This window comes from Arthrobacter sp. Z1-9 (assembly GCF_054792695.1).
The window spans coordinates 550,686-567,594 of the sequence record NZ_CP096456.1 but is presented as its reverse complement, the minus strand read 5'-3'; the positions used below and the strand labels follow the sequence as shown (position 1 = coordinate 567,594).

The 16,909-nt window shown below is 64.8% G+C and carries 19 protein-coding genes; 6 read left to right on the top strand and 13 right to left on the bottom strand.

The annotated features are described in order from the left end of the window. Window positions 1-103: 103 nt before the first annotated feature. Window positions 104-1,015, top strand: coding sequence for an SDR family NAD(P)-dependent oxidoreductase (locus M1D93_RS02645; RefSeq protein WP_461175097.1), 912 nt, complete (start codon window positions 104-106; stop codon window positions 1,013-1,015). 53 nt (window positions 1,016-1,068) lie between these two features. On the opposite strand, the gene M1D93_RS02640 is transcribed toward M1D93_RS02645, so the two are convergent. From M1D93_RS02640 to M1D93_RS02615, 6 genes are read right to left on the bottom strand one after another with little or no spacing between them, the layout of a single operon-like run. Continuing rightward, window positions 1,069-1,509, bottom strand: coding sequence for an SRPBCC family protein (locus tag M1D93_RS02640; protein ID WP_461173653.1), 441 nt, complete (start codon window positions 1,507-1,509; stop codon window positions 1,069-1,071). A 52-nt stretch (window positions 1,510-1,561) separates the two neighbouring features. Further along, entirely contained in the window at window positions 1,562-1,840 is a 279-nt protein-coding gene (locus M1D93_RS02635) for a hypothetical protein (RefSeq protein ID WP_461173652.1), read from the bottom strand. 23 nt (window positions 1,841-1,863) lie between these two features. Beyond that, window positions 1,864-2,355: an RpiB/LacA/LacB family sugar-phosphate isomerase gene (locus M1D93_RS02630; RefSeq protein ID WP_461173651.1), complete on the bottom strand. Its 492-nt coding sequence runs from the start codon at window positions 2,353-2,355 to the stop codon at window positions 1,864-1,866. After that, window positions 2,352-4,109, bottom strand: coding sequence for a dihydroxyacetone kinase family protein (locus M1D93_RS02625; protein WP_461173650.1), 1,758 nt, complete (start codon window positions 4,107-4,109; stop codon window positions 2,352-2,354). Before M1D93_RS02625 ends, M1D93_RS02630 begins: the two co-directional genes overlap by 4 nt. A 51-nt stretch (window positions 4,110-4,160) precedes the next feature. Beyond that, complete coding sequence (locus M1D93_RS02620) at window positions 4,161-4,934, bottom strand: SDR family NAD(P)-dependent oxidoreductase (protein ID WP_461173649.1); 774 nt, start codon at window positions 4,932-4,934, stop codon at window positions 4,161-4,163. Between the two features lie 42 nt (window positions 4,935-4,976). Further along, the gene (locus tag M1D93_RS02615) at window positions 4,977-5,801 is read right to left on the bottom strand and encodes a sugar phosphate isomerase/epimerase family protein (RefSeq protein ID WP_461175096.1); all 825 of its coding nucleotides are present in this window, start codon (window positions 5,799-5,801) and stop codon (window positions 4,977-4,979) included. 197 nt (window positions 5,802-5,998) lie between these two features. Here M1D93_RS02615 and M1D93_RS02610 point away from each other — a divergent pair, with 197 nt between their 5' ends. From M1D93_RS02610 to M1D93_RS02590, 5 genes are all read left to right on the top strand, one after another. After that, on the top strand, window positions 5,999-7,336 hold the full coding sequence (locus tag M1D93_RS02610) for an MFS transporter (RefSeq protein WP_461173648.1): 1,338 nt from the start codon (window positions 5,999-6,001) through the stop codon (window positions 7,334-7,336). After that, window positions 7,336-8,244 carry a transketolase gene (locus M1D93_RS02605; RefSeq protein WP_461173647.1) on the top strand — a complete coding sequence of 303 codons (909 nt, stop codon included), beginning with the start codon at window positions 7,336-7,338 and terminating at the stop codon, window positions 8,242-8,244. The genes M1D93_RS02610 and M1D93_RS02605 overlap by 1 nt, the downstream gene beginning before the upstream one ends. Next, entirely contained in the window at window positions 8,241-9,272 is a 1,032-nt protein-coding gene (locus M1D93_RS02600; RefSeq protein ID WP_461173646.1) for a transketolase family protein, read from the top strand. Before M1D93_RS02605 ends, M1D93_RS02600 begins: the two co-directional genes overlap by 4 nt. A gap of 117 nt (window positions 9,273-9,389) precedes the next feature. Continuing rightward, a complete protein-coding gene (locus M1D93_RS02595) occupies window positions 9,390-10,049 on the top strand; it encodes a GntR family transcriptional regulator (protein ID WP_461173645.1) in 660 nt (219 codons plus the stop codon). 118 nt (window positions 10,050-10,167) lie between these two features. Next, window positions 10,168-10,620, top strand: coding sequence for an LbetaH domain-containing protein (locus M1D93_RS02590; RefSeq protein ID WP_461173644.1), 453 nt, complete (start codon window positions 10,168-10,170; stop codon window positions 10,618-10,620). A gap of 98 nt (window positions 10,621-10,718) precedes the next feature. Here M1D93_RS02590 and M1D93_RS02585 read toward each other — a convergent pair whose 3' ends face one another. The 7 genes from M1D93_RS02585 to M1D93_RS02555 all read right to left on the bottom strand — a co-directional run bounded on the left by M1D93_RS02585 (window position 10,719) and on the right by M1D93_RS02555 (window position 16,900). Beyond that, window positions 10,719-11,807, bottom strand: coding sequence for a HoxN/HupN/NixA family nickel/cobalt transporter (locus M1D93_RS02585; RefSeq protein ID WP_461173643.1), 1,089 nt, complete (start codon window positions 11,805-11,807; stop codon window positions 10,719-10,721). Continuing rightward, window positions 11,807-12,775, bottom strand: a complete 969-nt coding sequence (locus tag M1D93_RS02580) for an urease accessory protein UreD (protein WP_461173642.1) — start codon at window positions 12,773-12,775, stop codon at window positions 11,807-11,809. The genes M1D93_RS02585 and M1D93_RS02580 overlap by 1 nt, the downstream gene beginning before the upstream one ends. Then, on the bottom strand, window positions 12,772-13,389 hold the full coding sequence (ureG, locus tag M1D93_RS02575; RefSeq protein WP_461173641.1) for an urease accessory protein UreG: 618 nt from the start codon (window positions 13,387-13,389) through the stop codon (window positions 12,772-12,774). The genes M1D93_RS02580 and ureG overlap by 4 nt, the downstream gene beginning before the upstream one ends. 26 nt (window positions 13,390-13,415) lie before the next feature. Further along, window positions 13,416-14,081, bottom strand: a complete 666-nt coding sequence (locus M1D93_RS02570) for an urease accessory protein UreF (protein WP_461173640.1) — start codon at window positions 14,079-14,081, stop codon at window positions 13,416-13,418. A gap of 144 nt (window positions 14,082-14,225) precedes the next feature. After that, window positions 14,226-14,705: an urease accessory protein UreE gene (ureE, locus tag M1D93_RS02565; protein WP_461173639.1), complete on the bottom strand. Its 480-nt coding sequence runs from the start codon at window positions 14,703-14,705 to the stop codon at window positions 14,226-14,228. A 21-nt stretch (window positions 14,706-14,726) separates the two neighbouring features. After that, complete coding sequence (gene ureC / locus M1D93_RS02560; RefSeq protein WP_461173638.1) at window positions 14,727-16,544, bottom strand: urease subunit alpha; 1,818 nt, start codon at window positions 16,542-16,544, stop codon at window positions 14,727-14,729. Continuing rightward, the gene (locus M1D93_RS02555; protein WP_461173637.1) at window positions 16,541-16,900 is read right to left on the bottom strand and encodes an urease subunit beta; all 360 of its coding nucleotides are present in this window, start codon (window positions 16,898-16,900) and stop codon (window positions 16,541-16,543) included. The genes ureC and M1D93_RS02555 overlap by 4 nt, the downstream gene beginning before the upstream one ends. Window positions 16,901-16,909 lie beyond the last annotated feature (9 nt).

Sequence of the window (16,909 nt, the reverse complement as noted above, 5' to 3'; positions counted from 1 at the left end):
CGCCCCGCAGGAAGGGTTCGGCAAAGGGCGTACCCTGAAGGCGCCTGGCTTCCTGGGGAATGGCACAACCGAGGCCGAGAGGGCGAGGTGCTGAGGGGTGACGATGGGACCAATGGACGGGCGCCTGGCGCTGGTGACTGGCGCGACGGGCGGGTTGGGCAAAGCCGTCGCCTCCGGCCTGGCCCGCGAGGGAGCCGCCGTCGTCGTCGTCGGACGCTCCCTGGCCCGGGCGGAGGCAGCGATGGCTGGCATAGGAGCGCTGGTTCCGGATGCCAGGCTTGAACCCCTGGCCTGTGACCTGTCTGCCCAGTCCTCGATCCGGCGGGCGGCGTCCGATTTCCTGTCCCGCCACGACAGGCTGGATGTGCTTGTCAACGCCGCAGGGGTCTTCCGCAAGGAACGCCATGTCACACCGGACGGGCTGGAACTGACCTTCGCCACGAATGTGGTGGCCTACTTCCTGCTGACCGATCTGCTGCTGGACGCCCTCAAGCGCGCGGGCACTCAGGAGAAGGCAAATACCGGAACCGCAGGCAGGTCCGGCCCGGCTGGGTCTCCGTCTGCGGCTGGGTCTCCGGCAAGAATTGTGAATGTGGCTTCACGGTACGGCAACACCACACTCGACTTCGACGACCTCCAGACGGCGAAGGGCAAGTACAGCTACCTTCGGTCCACGCCGCCCACAATGCTTGCCCGCGTCCTCTTGACGCAGGAGTTCGCCGAGCGCCTGCGCGGCACGGGCGTGGTGGCGAACGCCGTCCATCCCGGCCTCGTCAAGAACACTGCGCTGCTGCAGGACGTTGGAGGCCCATTCCGCTGGGTCACCAACACCTTCGGCGCCCCGGCCGAGAAGGCGGCAGACACCGCCGTCTGGCTTGCCACCTCACCTGATACAGCGGAAGTTTCGGGAAAGCTTTGGGCAAAGCGGAAGGAGCTCCCGACGCCGGGCATGGGCTCGGATCCCGAAGCCCGCCGGCGCCTATGGGAGGCGTGCTCCCGTCTCACCGGACTCTAGTATTGCCCTCCAGGAACTGACGCTCCGGGCGGTTATCAAGGGGCGCCCTTTCGTCATGCTCCCGCGCGGGAGTTGAGGGTGTCCCTGATCCCGTTCAGCGCCGGGTCGCGCAGCGACATGAAGGCCGGCTTCAGCAGTGGCTGGATGATCTTCGCCGGTCCTTTGATGCTGAACTCCGCCGTGTACTTGACCACGGAACCCGCACCGTTGGAGCTCACATCGATCGAGTCAAAAGCCGTGACCGTCTTGTTCTCGCCGCGGAGTTTGATGTGGTTTTCCGTTAACTCGATGACCTCGTACTCGAGGGTCTGGCGTTTGCCCCGGAACTCCGACTCGGCGTGGTACCGGTGCCCCACAGCCACAGGACCCGGGGTCAGCTTGTCCATCACCGGGGTGCTGGGATCCCACTCGCTCGTGTTTTCGAAGTCCCGCATGTAGGCAAAGGCCAACTCGGCGGGCAACGCGGTTTCCACACTTCCGGTGACTGTAATCATCACCCCAGTGTAGGAACCGTGTGGCGGGAAGCCCACCCCTTCACATGCCTGCCTACCAGGACCTGCTTCCTTGCCGCGGCCCTGAGAGTTGCGCCGCCGCCATCTTGAAACAGAGCTTCCCGCCAAGCTCCATGGGCCGGATCCACACCTCGTAACCCTCTGCGGCAGCATAAAGGGCCCTGCCTCCTCCTGCATCGGCAGCCAGCCACAAGGCAGACGAATCCGCCATGGCATCATCCACAACGCCGGTGCGCACAATTTCGAAATCCTTGCGGACCTCCACCGGTGTTCCGATCAGCCGGCTCCAGTCATGGTAGCGATACGGCTTCATCGCGTTGCCTTAAACCTTGCCGGTCAGCAGGCTTCGAAATCCGTGAGGACCTTGACCTTGCCCGCTGAAGCCGAATCCGGGTCAAACGTGTAGCCGATCCATTCCCTTGCCAGCCTGCGCGCAAGTTCCACGCCCACCACGCGCTGGCCCATGGTAAGGACCTGGCAGTCGTTGGACAGGACCGAACGCTCCACGGAAAACGAGTCATGGGCGGCCGTGGCGCGGATGCCCTCCACCTTGTTAGCGGCGATGGCAACACCAATTCCCGTGCCGCAGAAAAGGATGGCACGGTCAGCGGCACCATCCCGGATCATCTCGCCGGCCGCGATCCCTACATAGGGGTAGGGCTTAGTAAAGTCGTCCGGCGAATCGGTGCGATTAACTCCGATGTCGATGACCTCACTGACCCGGGGATCCTGGCGGAGGTCTTCCAGCACCCTGTCCTTGTAGTCAACACCTGCCTCGTCCGCGCCCACGATGAGCCGCAGTCCAGCAGTTTGCCTTCCAGCGTTCATGCCTGTACTCCAACCGTTTCACGTGCCGATATTGCGGGAACTGCCGTCAGATGGGGACCCATGACAGTGAAGATCATGGCTAGGGACGTCGCCCCCGGGTCGGCGGTACCCAAACTCTTTGCAGCAAGCGGCCTGGCCCGGCCTTTCAGTGGAAGAAGCTGCGCCGTGGCTTCGGCGGCGGCTGTCGCTTCGCCGGCGGCCTCTTGCCATGCCCGGTCAGGCTTCTCCCCTTCTGCCACCAGGCGGTCGAAGGTTGAGGCGAACGGCAGCAGCGCGTCCACCATGGTCTTGTCACCGCTTTCGGCCTTGCCCAGCTGCACAATCCGGTCCGCGAATGCATTAACAGCAGCGCCCAGCTCCTGGGCATCGGGAACAGAACCGTTGCCTACCGTTTCCGCGAAGGCACGCAGTCCGGTTCCCCACAGGACACCGGACGTTCCCCCTGCCTTGTCGGCCCAGGCATCACCGGCGGCTGCCAGCACGTCTCCAGCTCCGGATCCTTGCCCCAGAGCTGTGTAACCGGCAGCCACGGCGGCGTCAATCCCGCGCACCATCCCGCGCCCGTGGTCGCCGTCGCCGGCTATAGCGTCCATCTTGCCCAGCCGCTCCTCGGCGTCGTGCAGCAAGGACTTGGCAGCGTTCAAGGCAGCAACGCAGGCAGTCGCGTACTGCCGGGACCCCTCCGTGGCGACGAACGCGGCAGCGGCCGCATCGGCGCCGGACGTTCCCTCCACCAGCAGTGTCCCGGCATCCCGGAATGTGTTCCCGCGGCGGTATGCGGGGGTCTCGGCCGGAGCAACCCACAACTGTTCCAGTTCGTCATCGAGCCAGGTGATAGTGAGCGAAGCGCCCGCCATGTCCAAACTGGTGACCAGTTCTCCAACTTCAGGCATCACCAGGGCGTAGCCGGCGGCGCGCAGCAAAGGCGCCACCGTGCCCCACAGGACGAAGAGCTCTTCATGCTTGGTGGATCCCAGGCCGTTCAGGATGACCGCTATCCGCTGGCCGGTATCCTGCGGGGCCTCGGCGAGGAGCCGGGACACCAGTTCCTGGCCCAGTTCCTTCGCAGACGGCAGGTCCGTGTCATGCAGGCCGGGCTCGCCATGAATGCCCAGGCCCAGGCCCATTTGCCCGTCCGGCAGGGTGAACAGCGGCGCCTCGGCGCCCGGGAAGGTGCAGCCGGCGAAGGCACTGCCGATCGTGCGGGTCAGGGCGTTGGCCTTGCGGCCCAAGCGGACCACCTCGGCCAGGCTTGCACCGCTTTCAGCCGCGGCGCCCATGATCTTAAAGACTGTGAAGTCCCCAGCGATCCCCCGGCGTTTGCTTGCCTCCGACGGCGGGGCGCTGGCGATGTCGTCAGTGACCAGCACGTTCTCCACGGCGATGCCTTCGGCAGCCAGCCGTTCACTGGCCATGCCGAAGTTCATCACGTCGCCGGCGTAGTTGCCGTAGGTGAAGACAACGCCGGCGCCGGACTCCGCCGCTTTTGCCACGGAATATGCCTGCTGGGCGGAGGGCGAGGTGAAGATATTGCCCACCACAGCCCCGTCTGCAAATCCGGATCCGATTAGTCCGGCGAACGCGGGGTAGTGGCCGGACCCGCCGCCGGCCAGCACCGCAACTTTGGGGTGTGCAGGGCGGTATCGACGGACGGCCCCGCCGGGGACCTGGCGGACGAGGTCGGAGTGGATGTCGCAGAAGCCCGCCAGGGCCTCCTCGGCGAAATCTGAGGGGTCATTGAATATTTTGGTCATGATGGTCTCTCTGCCGAAGTCTTGGTGGCGGTGGGCCGCTGGCGGCTGACGTTAGTGGAGGTGGCTTCCGCCGTTGATGTCGATGGTGGTGCCGGTCAGGTAGGCGGAGTCCTCGGAGGACAGGAAGGTGATCACGGCGGCGACTTCCTCGGTGGTGGCGTTGCGGCCCAAGGGGATGCCGGCGTTGATGGCGGCTTCCTGTTCCTCTGTGCTGCCCACGCGGATGTTGGTGTCCACGGCACCAGGTGTGATGGCGTTGACGGTCACGCCGGTGGTGCCGAGTTCACGGGCGAGGGCTTTGGTGAGGCCGAGGATTGCCGCTTTGGCTGCCGAGTACGGAACCTTGCCGAAGACGCCGCCGCCGCGCTGAGCGGACACGGAGGACATGTTGACGATCCGGCCCCAGCCGTTGCTGATCATGTCCGGCAGGAACGCCTTGGTCACCAGGTAGGTACCGGTGGCGTTGACGTCCATCACCTTGTGCCACAGCTCAAGGGTGGTCTCCAGGAATGGTACCGGCGAGGTGATGCCGGCGATGTTGGCCAGGGCACCGACCGGCGGCAGGTTGCCGGCGGCGACCTCGGCGGCGACGGCGGCTTGTGCGGCCGTGACGGAGGCTTCGTTGGCGACGTCGATCTCGTGGCCGAAGGCGGGGACGTTGAATTCATTGCCGATGTCGGCGGCGACTTTGGCGGACTTCTCGCCGTCCAGGTCGAGGATCACCACAGCCCAGCCTTCATTGGCGTAGCGGCGGGCGGTGGTGATACCGATGCCCCGGTCCGAGGTTGCTCCGGTGAGGACTGCGGTGCGCTGGATGGTGCTCATGATGCTCCTTGGTGATCGATCAGGTGGTGGTGAAGAATTCGTTCAGATGAGGTCGGTGATAAAGCTGGCTGCCTTGGCGGTGGCCGCCGGGCGTTCGTCGTGCGTGACGTCCCGGGTTTCCAGCTCGAGTGAGAAGTGCCCGGCGTAACCGTCCGCGGCCAACCGCTTCAGCCCTCCGGCGAAGTCCGCGATGCCGTTGCCGATGCCCAGGTTGATGTTTCCCGGCACGGCGTCACGCAGGTGGACGTGGGTGATCCGGCCGGCGTGCCGGTCGAGGTAGGCCTGGAGGTCCTCCCCGGCGGCCACGATGTGGCTGAAATCCATGACGATTCCAACGCTCGATCCTGCCAGCCGGTCAGCCAGCAGTCCCGCGCGTTCCAAGTTCCAGCAGAACCTCAGGAAGTGCAGTGATTCGGTCCAGAGTTCGACGCCGAATTCAGCCGCGCGCTCGCTTGCCCTGATCAGCTGGCCGGCGATGGCGTTTAGGTCCTCCTCCACGCTGCGGACCGGATTGTGGTCCAGCGCGCCACACGGCAGGACCAGCGCCTTCGCGCCGGTATTCGCCGCCAGGGTGAGGAGGGCGTCAAGGTGCCGCTGCCGCGCTGCGCGCCCGTCGCCGTCGAGCACCGCATTAAGGTCCCCTATATCGCCGTTCACGGAGCGCACGCGGAGGCCGGAAGCATTTACTTCAGCGGAAACAGCAGCGACGGCGGGCTGGTCCAGGTAGTACGGGACATGGTCGCAGACGCCCGGCAGGGCGCCCAGATCGATTTCCTCGAAACCCAGTCCGCCCATCGTCCGCAGTGCGGTGCCGAGCTCCTGGTGGCGGAAGCTGATGGATGAGCACCCGAGTCTGGAATGGAACATCATTGATCCCTTGCTTTTGGCTGGCCCGGCTCGCACCAGCGGTGGTGATGGACACCACACTAACGGTCTTACTGTTAACAGTCAACCTCCAACATTGACTGTTGACATTGGGCATGACCAGCATCACACTGGGTCTATCATTTGTTAACCGTCGACAGCGGCTCGCCCCCTAGCCGCTCTCCGAAAGGGAACCAACCATGAGCAATGAAGCTCTGAAAATGCGCGGCCACGTGCACGGCACCAAGGACGCCAAGCGCGTCGCCATTGGCTCCGGTGTGGGCGCAGTCATCGAGACGTATGACTTCATCGGTTTTGGCACCGCCGCCGCACTCTACTTCGGGACCGCTTTCTTCCCCACAGGCGATCCCGTCACCGGCACGCTGGCCGCGTTCGCCACCCTCGGCGTCGGCTTCGCCGCCCGCCCCCTCGGCGGCATCATCGGCGGGCACCTCGGAGACAAGGTGGGACGGAAGCCCGTCCTGGTCGCCTCCCTGATCCTCATGGGCGTGGCCACGTTCCTGATCGGCCTCCTGCCCACGTACGAGCAGGTCGGCCTCCTTGCACCCGCACTGCTGGTCTTCGTCCGGGTGGTTCAAGGCCTGGCCTTCGGCGCCGAATGGGGCGGCGCCATCCTGATGAGCTACGAGCACGCGCCGTGGAAGTCCAAGGGCAAATACACCGGCATCGTGCAGGCCGGCTTCCCTGTCGGTCTTCTCCTGGCCAACTTGGTTTTCCTGGTCAGCGTGAACCTGGGTGGTGAGCTCGCGTGGCGCGTTCCCTTCCTCGCCAGCATCGTGCTCGTTGTTGTCGGCCTGATCATCCGCTCCAAGGTGCCCGAGTCCCCCGTCTTCGACGAGGTCAAGGACAGCGGCTCCATCGTCAAGAACCCGATCATCGAGGTCATCAAGACCGACTGGCGCAGCATTGTCCGCGGCATCGGCCTCCGCATCGCCGAGACTGCCGGCTACGCTGTCTCCGTCACCTACATGATTTCCTACCTCCACACCCAGCAGCTGGCAGACAAGACCGAAACCCTCGTTGCCCTCTGCATCGCCTCGTTCATTGGGATTTTCGCCACCATGGCGTGGGCACGGCTTACGGACAGGATCGGCCGCCGGCCGCTCTACATCTGGTCTACCGCTTTCGCCGCCCTGTTCGGCATTCCCATGTTCCTGCTGGTGAACACTGGTATGTTCATCTTCGTCATCGCCACCATCGTCATCTCCTACGCTGTCTGCCAGAACTCCCTGGCCGGTGCACAGGGCCCGTGGTTCCCGGAACTGTTCCAAGCCAAGACCCGCTCCTCCGGCGCCTCATTGGCCTACCAGATTTCGGCCATGGTCTCCGGATTCACGCCCTTCGTCACCACGCTGCTGTTCGTGGCCCTGGGCTGGATGGGCCCGGCGCTGCTCTTCAGCTTCTACGCCGCCATCGGCCTCTGGGCCGCAGTCGTCACCCGGGAAACCTGGGGCAAGCGCGAACGCCAGCTGGCTGACGAAGCCACCAAAAGCACCCCGCAGATCGTAAACGCCTAATGACCACCACAGAAGAAGCCCAATTGACTGCCACTATGGAAACCCCCGCCGCCCCCACCACCTCACGCGTTGCCAATGTTTCCGCCGCCGCCTACCGGATCCGGCACCACGCCCTGAACATGGGCGAGGTCCAGGGGCAGGGCTATGTAGGCCAGGCCCTGGGCGCTGCGGACATGCTGGCCACGGTGTACGGCGACCAGCTCCGCTTCAAGGCCGAGGATCCGCACTGGGAGGCACGGGACAGGTTCCTGCTCTCCACCGGCCATTACGCCATCGGCCACTACGCGGCCCTCGCCGAAGCCGGGATTGTCCCGGTGGAGGAACTGGAAACCTATGGCTCGGACGATTCCCGGCTGCCGATGTCCGGGATGTCCACCTACACCCCCGGCATGGAAATCTCCGGCGGTTCCCTGGGCCACGGCCTGACCATCGCCGTCGGCATGGCCCTGGGCCTGCGCTACCAGGGCTCCGGCGCCCGGGTTTTCAACTTCCTTTCGGACGGCGAACTGGATGAGGGGTCCACCTGGGAAGCTGCCATGGGCGCCCACCATCACCAGCTGGGCAATCTGACCGCCATGGTGGACATCAACGCCCTGCAGGCCGACGGTAAGACGGACACCGTGCTGCGCACCGAACCGGTCACGGAGAAGTGGGAATCGTTCGGCTGGTACACCCAGCGCGTCGACGGGAACGACGTCGCCGCGCTGCTGGAAGCGTTCGACAACGCAGCCGCCCAAGCCGCCGCCGTCGGGCGTCCTTCCGTCATCCTCTGCGACACGAAGGTAGGCCGGGGCGTTCCCCTGCTGGAGAACCGTGAAAAGGCGCACTTCATGCGCATCGAAGAACACGAATGGCAGACCTGCCGCGAGCAGCTCACCGCCGGTTACGAAGGAAAGGCTTCAGCATGAGCACCACCACCACGGCCGCGTCGGCACCTGCAGCCACAACAACAGCCTCAAAGCCCAAGCTGAAGACCTCGGCCATGATCGCGTCTTTCGCCGACCCTGGTCAGAAGACTTCCTCGGCACCGTTCGGGCACGCGCTGGTGAAGGCCGCACAGGAGAACGACAAGATCGTGGGCCTCACCGCTGACCTGGGCAAGTACACAGACATGCACATCTTCGCCAAGGCCTTCCCGGAGCGCTTCTTCCAAATGGGCATGGCGGAGCAGCTGCTCTTCGGAGCGGCCGCCGGGCTGGCGGAAACGGGGCTGGTGCCGTTCGCGTCCACCTACTCGGTGTTCGCGGCACGCCGTGCCTACGACTTCCTGTGCCTGGATGCTGCAGAACCGAACCTGAACGTCAACATCGTCGGCGGCCTGCCCGGCCTGACCACCGGATACGGCCCCAGCCACCAGGCCACCGAGGACATGGCAATTTTCCGCGGCATGCCCAACCTGACCATCGTTGACCCCTGCGACTCGATCGACATCGAGCAGGCAGTCCCACAGCTGGCCGCCAGCGATGGACCCACCTACCTGCGCCTTCTGCGCGGCAACGTCCCCACCGTCCTGGACGAGTACGACTACACGTTCGAACTCGGCAAGGCCAAGGTGCTGCGCGGGGGCAACGACGTGGTGTTTATCTCCTCCGGCCTGATGACCATGCGCGCCCTGCAGGCAGCCAAGGCCCTGGCCGCACATAACGTGGACGTCGCCGTCGTGCACACCCCCACCATCAAACCGTTCGACGCCGCCACCGTGCTGGCCGAGATCAACACCGACCGCCTGGCCGTGACGCTGGAGAACCACTCTGTGGTGGGCGGTCTGTTCGAAACAGTGGCGTCCGCCGTCGTCACCGCGGGCGTTGGCAAGCGCGTGGTCCCGGTGGCACTGCCGGATCAGTTCCTCGACGCCGGGGCGCTGCCCACCCTCCACGACCGCTACGGCCTTGCCGTGGACCGCATCGTGGCAAAGGTGCTCGCTGAGCTCGGATAACGGGCACTTCGGAAATACAGAAAGCACGGCATCGGTCCCGGCCGGAGCCGTGCTTTCTGCCGTACCATCGAAACTACGACTGTAAACAGTCGACTTACAACATTGAGGACTAAGACCTTGGCTGGACTGACCGCCCCTCTGCTGGGACTGGAAAAGAAAAGCCTGCGTGAGCAGGCGCTCGCGGCGCTGCGGACCGCCATCACCAGCGGCGAGCTGGAGCCCGGGCGGCATCTCGTGGAAACCGAGCTGTCGGAGATGCTGCAGATCAGCCGGGGAACACTCCGTGAAGCGCTCCGCCAGCTTGAGCAGGAAGGCCTGCTGTCCGCAGGTCCCCGCGGCAGGCTCTCAGTACGGCACCTGGATGAGAAGGAGATCCGGGATATCTACGCCGTGCGCGCCGCCCTGGAGTCCCTCGCTGCCCGGACACTCTGTGAACTGCCGGACCGGCAGCACGTTATCACCTCCCTGCGGTCAGCCACCGACGCCATGAAAGCCGCAGAAAAGGAAGGCCTGCAGCGACGGGTCGAATCGGACCTGGAGTTCCACCGTACGCTCTGCCGGCTCACTGGCAACGAAACCCTCCTGCACACTTGGGAGTCGCTGGAAGGATCCATCCGGATGTCCATCATGTTTGCCGGGCTGGAAAAAGGCGTCAAGAACATGAGTGTGGATCGGCATAACGACATTGTGGCGGCCATTGAAACAGGCGACGCATCACTCGCCCGGAAGACCATCCGCGCGCACATGGACACCGCCGCAGCCAACCTCGTGGCCTGAGGCACAGGCTTCAGAAGCCGCGCCGTCATTGTCATCCCGGTCCCGGGAATCCCTTTGAGTTGTGAACCGTTAACTGAATGTGCGGCTGAAAAGGCCGCAACCGTTAACGAGGGATTGAATGAACGCGAAGTTTGTATCAGTTGAAGACGACGCCGGGAAGGTCACCCGCTACGCCCGTCATGCCAATGGCGGCGGCCTCATCGCTCCCGGTGCCACAGCGGCTGAAAGTTCACACATCGGCCCGATGACCTATGTGGAGTACGGCGCCCGGATCGGCTCGGGTTGCCGGATTGGCCACGGCAGCTGGATCGACCGCGATGCCACCATCGGCGACCGGGCAGTCATCGGTGACGGTGTGCGAATAGGCCGGGGCACGGTGATCGGAAACCGCGTGCACATCGGCAGCCACTCACGCATTGGCTCCAGCGTCCTCATCGAACACGGAGTGCACCTGCACGCGGACAGCAGGGTTCCCGACGGCGGGCAGGTGCCGCTGGCTTCGAAAGCAGGTGTGCCGGAGCGTGCCAAGAGTCGAGCGCATAGGAAGGGCAGGGGCCGGATGGCGGCCTGACCGGCTGGCCGGGTTGTTGCCTGTCCACGAGCGTCGCCTGACCGCCTGGCCGGGCTGTTTGGTGTCCACGAGCGCCTGCCGGTTTGACGCCTGCCTCCTTAGTGCTGCCCGTCGGCCCCTGCTTCGCACCTTCTTAGTGCCGGGAACTGCTGCACCCGCCCCTTGAGAGCAGCCGCAGCCCAGACGGCCAGCAGTAGTGCCACCAGCAGCAGGCCGGCATGGCCCATGTCGACGGATCCTAGCCACGCGGTCAGGGGGTCCTCCAGCGCGAAGGCGGCGTTGACGAAGCCGCCCAGCGTGATCACTGCGATGAACAGCGCTGACACCGCCGAGATACCGGTCACGAGGGCGTTGAAACCGAGCTTCCGCTGCGGGTCATCAAGCGCCGACCTGTACAGCCGCATCATGGCCATCCCGTTCAGGGAGTCGCACAGGGTCATGGCAGCGGTGAACGCCAGCGGCAGTGCCAGCAGGGCGATGGGCGGCACCCCGGCCAGGGATGCCGCCGTCGTCATCATCAGCAGCCCGATGGTGGTGGCTGTGTCAAAGCCCAGCCCAAACAGGAAGCCGATCACGTAGATGTTGCGTGGCCGCCGCACACGGGCCAGCGGCCGGGCAAGCAGCCTGGCCACCACTCCCGTCGGTTCAAGGTCTTCGGGATCAAGCACCGCTCCTGTCCGCGCCCGTCGGTAGGCCTGCGCGGAGCGGGCGAACGCCGAGCCGTTGAAAAGGCCCAGAGCCAGCAAGAAGAACCCGGAAACGCCGCTGCCGATCAGCCCGAGCACCAGGTTGCCGGTTGATCCTTCCTGCATAAACTCCCCCACGGCGGTGGCGCCGGCGATAACCAGCACGCCGGCCAGCGTCACCACCGAGCTGTGCCCAAGGCTGAAGGCGAAGCCAACGCTCACCGGGTCCTGGCGGTTCGCCACGAATTTGCGGGTGGAATTGTCAATGGCCGCAAGGTGGTCCCAGTCGTAGCTGTGCTTCACGCCCGCGAGGTAGGCCGTCAGGACCAGTCCCCCGGTGAGGACCTGGGCGCCCATTCCCCCTGCATGGCCTGTGAGCAGGAGTACGACGGCGGCGGCGTGCAGCGCGGTCACCGCACCGAACATCCACAGCAGCCGGGTCCGCAGCGGCAAGGCGTCCCGTCTCCGGTAGAGGGTGGTGATGTTCGCGATGGCTGTCATCAGTGCTTCCTCAGGTTCAGCGGTTCCTGCCCGTGCCACCGCTCCCGAAGGAGGGAGGTGCAGGCGCCCAGAAGTAGGTTCAGTTCCCCGGTGCTGTTGGACAGCGAGCGCAGGACCAGCCCCGTGGTCCCTGCGATGCTGCGCGTCAACGAGATGCCAGTCAGCGCGTCGCGGGCAGTTGCTATGTCGTTCAGCTCATCGGCGAGCGCCTGGTCCACCCGCGGGTCCACAACGATCAGTGAACCAAGGTGGCTGAAGCCCTCCATAAACCCCACCCCGGTGACATCAGCCGACGGCGGCCGGATGAGCAGGTTGTCCAGCGCCAGGAGTTGGGTGCCCCCTGGCGTCTCCACCCGGATCTCGTTGCGCAGCCGGATTTCCTCGTACCGGAAGGAGGCCCCGTCCGGCGACCAGCCAGGAGTCACCACTTCAGCCATGACCAGCGAGGACGACGGCTGGAGAGTTACGTGCGTCCGTTGCCGGTAGCTGGCCTCCCGGTAGGCAATGAGTTGGTCGGGCATCAACTCAAACCGCGCCCCCTCCCCCAGCCGAACAACCATCCGCTGCTCAGCAAAAGACCCAGGAGTCCGATAGACCTTCGTAGCCGACTGCGTGGTCAACAACAGATCAGCGCCCGCTTCAACTTCAACATCCAAAACAAAGAGATCCGCCCCAAGATAAGCGCCGCCAGGATTAACAACGACATAGCAAACCTGCCCGGAGTCATCAAGGTAGTGCGGCCGCAACACTCTGAGGGCGCCCTGATGGTACTGATGTGCGGCCACGGACCGCTGACCGCGCAAGGCGACCCGAAGCTCCAGCCGGCCTATCTCGGGCCGATCAGCGGACGCGGGTGATAGGGGCCGCGGCGTGGCGGGCACCGCGAAGCGGGCACGGCCCCTATCACCCGCGGTCGCAGGCCCAGGTGAGATGCCCGCCTTGGGCAACGCGTCCGCCGTCGTGGTCATGACGCGAGGTCAAGCATCAGGACGTCGCGCCTCACCCATTCGATTACGGCTTCGAGCCCTTCGTCGGTCTTGAGGTTCGTGAAGCAGAACGGTTTGTTTCCGCGGAACTCCTTGGAATCCCGTTCCATGACGGCGAGGTCCGCTCCGACGTGGGGGGCGAGGTCGGTTTTGTTGATGATGAAGAGGTCGGACTTGATCATGCCTTGGCCGGCTTTGCGGGGGATCTTTTCGCCCTGGGCTACGTCGATGATGTAGATGGAGAAGTCCACGAGTTCGGGGCTGAAGGTGGCGGAGAGGTTGTCGCCGCCGGATTCGACGAAGATCACCTGCAGGTCCGGGTGCCGGGCTTTGAGTTCTTCGATGGCGGCGGTATTCATGGAGGTGTCTTCGCGGATGGCGGTGTGTGGGCAGCCGCCGGTTTCGACGCCGATGATCCGGTCCACGGGGAGGATGCCGTTGGCGGCCAGGATTTTGGCATCCTCGATGGTGTAGATGTCGTTGGTGATGGCGGCCATGGAGATGTCACCGCTCATGTGCCGGGTGAGCCGCTCCACGAGCTGGGTTTTGCCGGCACCCACGGGTCCGCCGATGCCGATCTTGATAGGTTCCGTCATTCTGTCCTCCTGAGTAAAAAGCGCAGTTAGCTCATGAACATCCGGGCACGTTGGTGCTCGTGCCGCATTTGTGAAATTTCCAGTCCCGGGGTGACGGCACCAAAGTCGTCCCACGCCAGGTGAGGGACCCGTTGGACGGCGGCAGCGACGTCGTCGGCCGCTTGCCGCAGCAGCCGCTGGCCGGCGTTCTGGCCCAGCGGGATGGCGCGGACGGCGTTCTGCGTCAGTGACGTGACGGCGGCGAAAAGATAGGCGGCGAGCGCCTCCTGCAGCGGCACGCCGAGGGAGCGGGCGACGACGGCGAACGCCAGTGGCTGATGCCCGGCGGCAAGGCCTCCGCTCACCAGGTCCCGGTACAGCCCCAGCACCGCCGAGGGAAAGACCTCGCCCCCAATCTCCAGCAACCGGAGCCCCATTTTGACGGAAGCCTCCCGAACCTGCCGAGGAAGCAGCGAAGCCGACAAGAGTTCATCCAACTCCCCGACATCAACCCCCTCATAAAGAAACCGGATGGCCAACCCATCAGAGTAAGAAAGCGACTGCGAGATAAACGCGGACAACCAAGCCCCAAAAGAAGCCTCATCAGCGATCACACCAGCATCGACATACGTCTCGAAACCAAGAGAGTGCGCAAAGGCACCAGTAGGAAGAGCCGAGTCAACGAGTTGCTGAAGCGCCAGTTGGTAGCTCATGACGAGAACCTCGACGAGTGGTGACCTTTTGGATCGGCGGAGGCGGGAGATAGGGGCCGCGGCGTGGTGGGCACCGCGAAGCGGGCACGGCCCCTATCTCCCGCCGAAGCCCCCAAGGCGCACCCGGCGGCCGAAGGCGAGGAACTAGTGCGAGTGTTCAGCATGGCGGAAGGGCACAGGCATGACGCGTTCCTGGCGGGAGTAGGGCACGGCTGTGTGGCGAAGGTAGTCCTCGACGGTGTGGTCGTAGGCGCACACCATGACGTCAGCCCCATATTCGGAAGCAGAGTCGAAGAACTGTGCCTGAAGGTGCCGGTTGCCGAGGGAGTGGGCCACGACGCCCATTTCGTGTATGGTCCTGGGCGCGATCACCAGGACGTCGGTGGGGAGCACGGATACAACGATCATGTTGGAGCCGGCCACGTGCAGGATGTCGCCGTCGCGCAAGTCACCGGAGCCGGACGGCAGCCGGATGCCGATCTCCTTGCCATGGTCGGTGGTGGCGCGCTGGATTCGTTTGACGAGCTGGGCGCTGGGGAGCACCACTTTCTCCCGGTGCAGGTCGGCGTAGGCGTGCGGGTCCGGCAGTTCGTGCAGGTTGCCGAGGACTTTTTCGATGATCACGTCGGGCTCCGGGGGTTGAAGTTAGAAGAGGAAGTAGCGCTGGGTCATGGGCAGCACGTCGGACGGCTCGCAGGTGACGTCCTCGCCGTCGACCGTTACCTGGTACGTTTCCGGGTCCACCTGGATGTCCGGGGTGGCGTCGTTGTATTTCAGGTCGGCCTTGGTCAGCGTCCGGATTCCCGAGACGGGCCGGATGACCTTTTCCAGGCCCAGTTCGTGGGGGACGCCGGCGTTGATCGCTGCCTGGGACAGGAACGTGATGGAGGACTGCTGCAGGGCTTTGCCGAACGCTGCGAACATTGGCCGCATGGTCCGCGGCTGCGGCGTGGGAATGGAGGCGTTCGCGTCGCCCATCAGCGCGTAGGCGATCTGGCCGCCCTTGAGTACGAGTTCCGGCTTGACGCCGAAGAAGGCCGGGTCCCACAGCACCAGGTCCGCGAATTTGCCCACTTCCACCGAGCCCACCGAGTCCGCAATCCCCTGCGCGATCGCGGGGTTGATCGTGTATTTGGCCACGTAGCGCTTGAGGCGGAAGTTGTCGCTGCCCGAACCCAAACCCGACGCTGAGCCGTGGATACCGACAGCGCTGTCCCCACGGGGGTCCTCCAGCACGCCGCGCTGCTTCTTCATCTTGTCCGCCACCTGCCAGGTGCGGGTGATCACCTCGCCCACCCGGCCCATTGCCTGCGAGTCGGAGGAGGTGATGGAGAAAATGCCGAGGTCCTGCAGGACGTCCTCGGCCGCGATGGTCTCGGCCCGGATGCGGGAATCGGCGAAGGCTACATCCTCGGGAATGTCGGGGTTGAGGTGGTGGCAGACCATCAGCATGTCGAGGTGCTCTTCGATGGTGTTGCGCGTGTACGGCAGCGTGGGGTTGGTGGACGCCGGCAGGACGTTGGGCATCCCGGCGATCTTGATGATATCCGGGGCGTGCCCGCCGCCGGCACCTTCGGTGTGGAAGGTGTGGATGACGCGGCCGTTGATGGCCCGGATGGTGTCCTCCACAAAGCCGCACTCGTTCAGGGTGTCGGTGTGGATGGCAACCTGCACGTCGTATTCGTCGGCGACGGTCAGGGCTGTGTCGATCGACGAGGTGGTGGATCCCCAGTCCTCGTGGACCTTCAGCCCGATGGCTCCGGCGCGGATCTGCTCCGCCAAGGGTTCGACGGCGGACGCATGGCCCTTGCCGAAGAGTCCGATGTTCATGGGGAAGCCCTCGGCCGCCTGGAGCATCCGCTGGATGTGCCACTTTCCGGGCGTCACCGTGGTGGCTTTGGTGCCTTCGGCCGGGCCGGTGCCGCCGCCGATCATGGTGGTGATGCCGCTGGTCAGTGCCGCGGGGATCTGGTCCGGGGAGATGAAGTGGATGTGGGTGTCCACTCCCCCGGCGGTGAGGATCTTGCGCTCGCCGGCGATGATTTCGGTGCTGGCACCGATGACGATGTCCACGCCGTCGGTGATCTGCGGGTTGCCGGCCTTGCCGATTTTGAAGATATGGCCGTCCCTGATCGCCACATCGGCCTTGTAGATGCCGGTGTAGTCCAAAATCACGGCGTTGGTGATGACGGTGTCCGGCACACCGCCGCCGGAACCAACACCGCCGTCGTCAAGACCGTCGGAACCAACACCGCCGGAATCAACACCGTCCCGTGTCACCTGGCCGTTCTGGCCCATGCCGTCGCGGATCACCTTGCCGCCTCCGAACACCACTTCCTCGCCGTAAACGGTGAGGTCCTTCTCGATCTCAAGGAACAGGTCGGTATCCGCCAGCCGGATGGCGTCACCCGTCGTTGGGCCGTACAAGTCGGCGTACTGCCGGCGGGAAATCTCGAAACTCACTTGGCGTCCTCCTTCTTTTCGGACTGCCCGTCTGGGATCCCCACGCCGTCTGCCAGTGGCCCATTGACAGCGTTGCCCAGCCCGTATACTTCCCGGCTGCCGGCCAGTTCGATCAGCCGCACGTTCCGTGAGTCCCCCGGCTCAAACCGGGCCGCTGTGCCGGCCGGAATGTCCAGCCGCCGGCCATAGGCGGCTTCGCGGTCGAAGGTCAGGGCCGCGTTGGCTTCGGCGAAGTGGAAGTGCGAACCCACCTGGACGGGGCGGTCACCGGTGTTAACCACGACGACGTCTCTTGCCTCCCGCCCGGCGTTCGCCCTCACAGGCTCGGGCCGAAGGACGTACTCTCCTGGAATCATGGCCTGCCC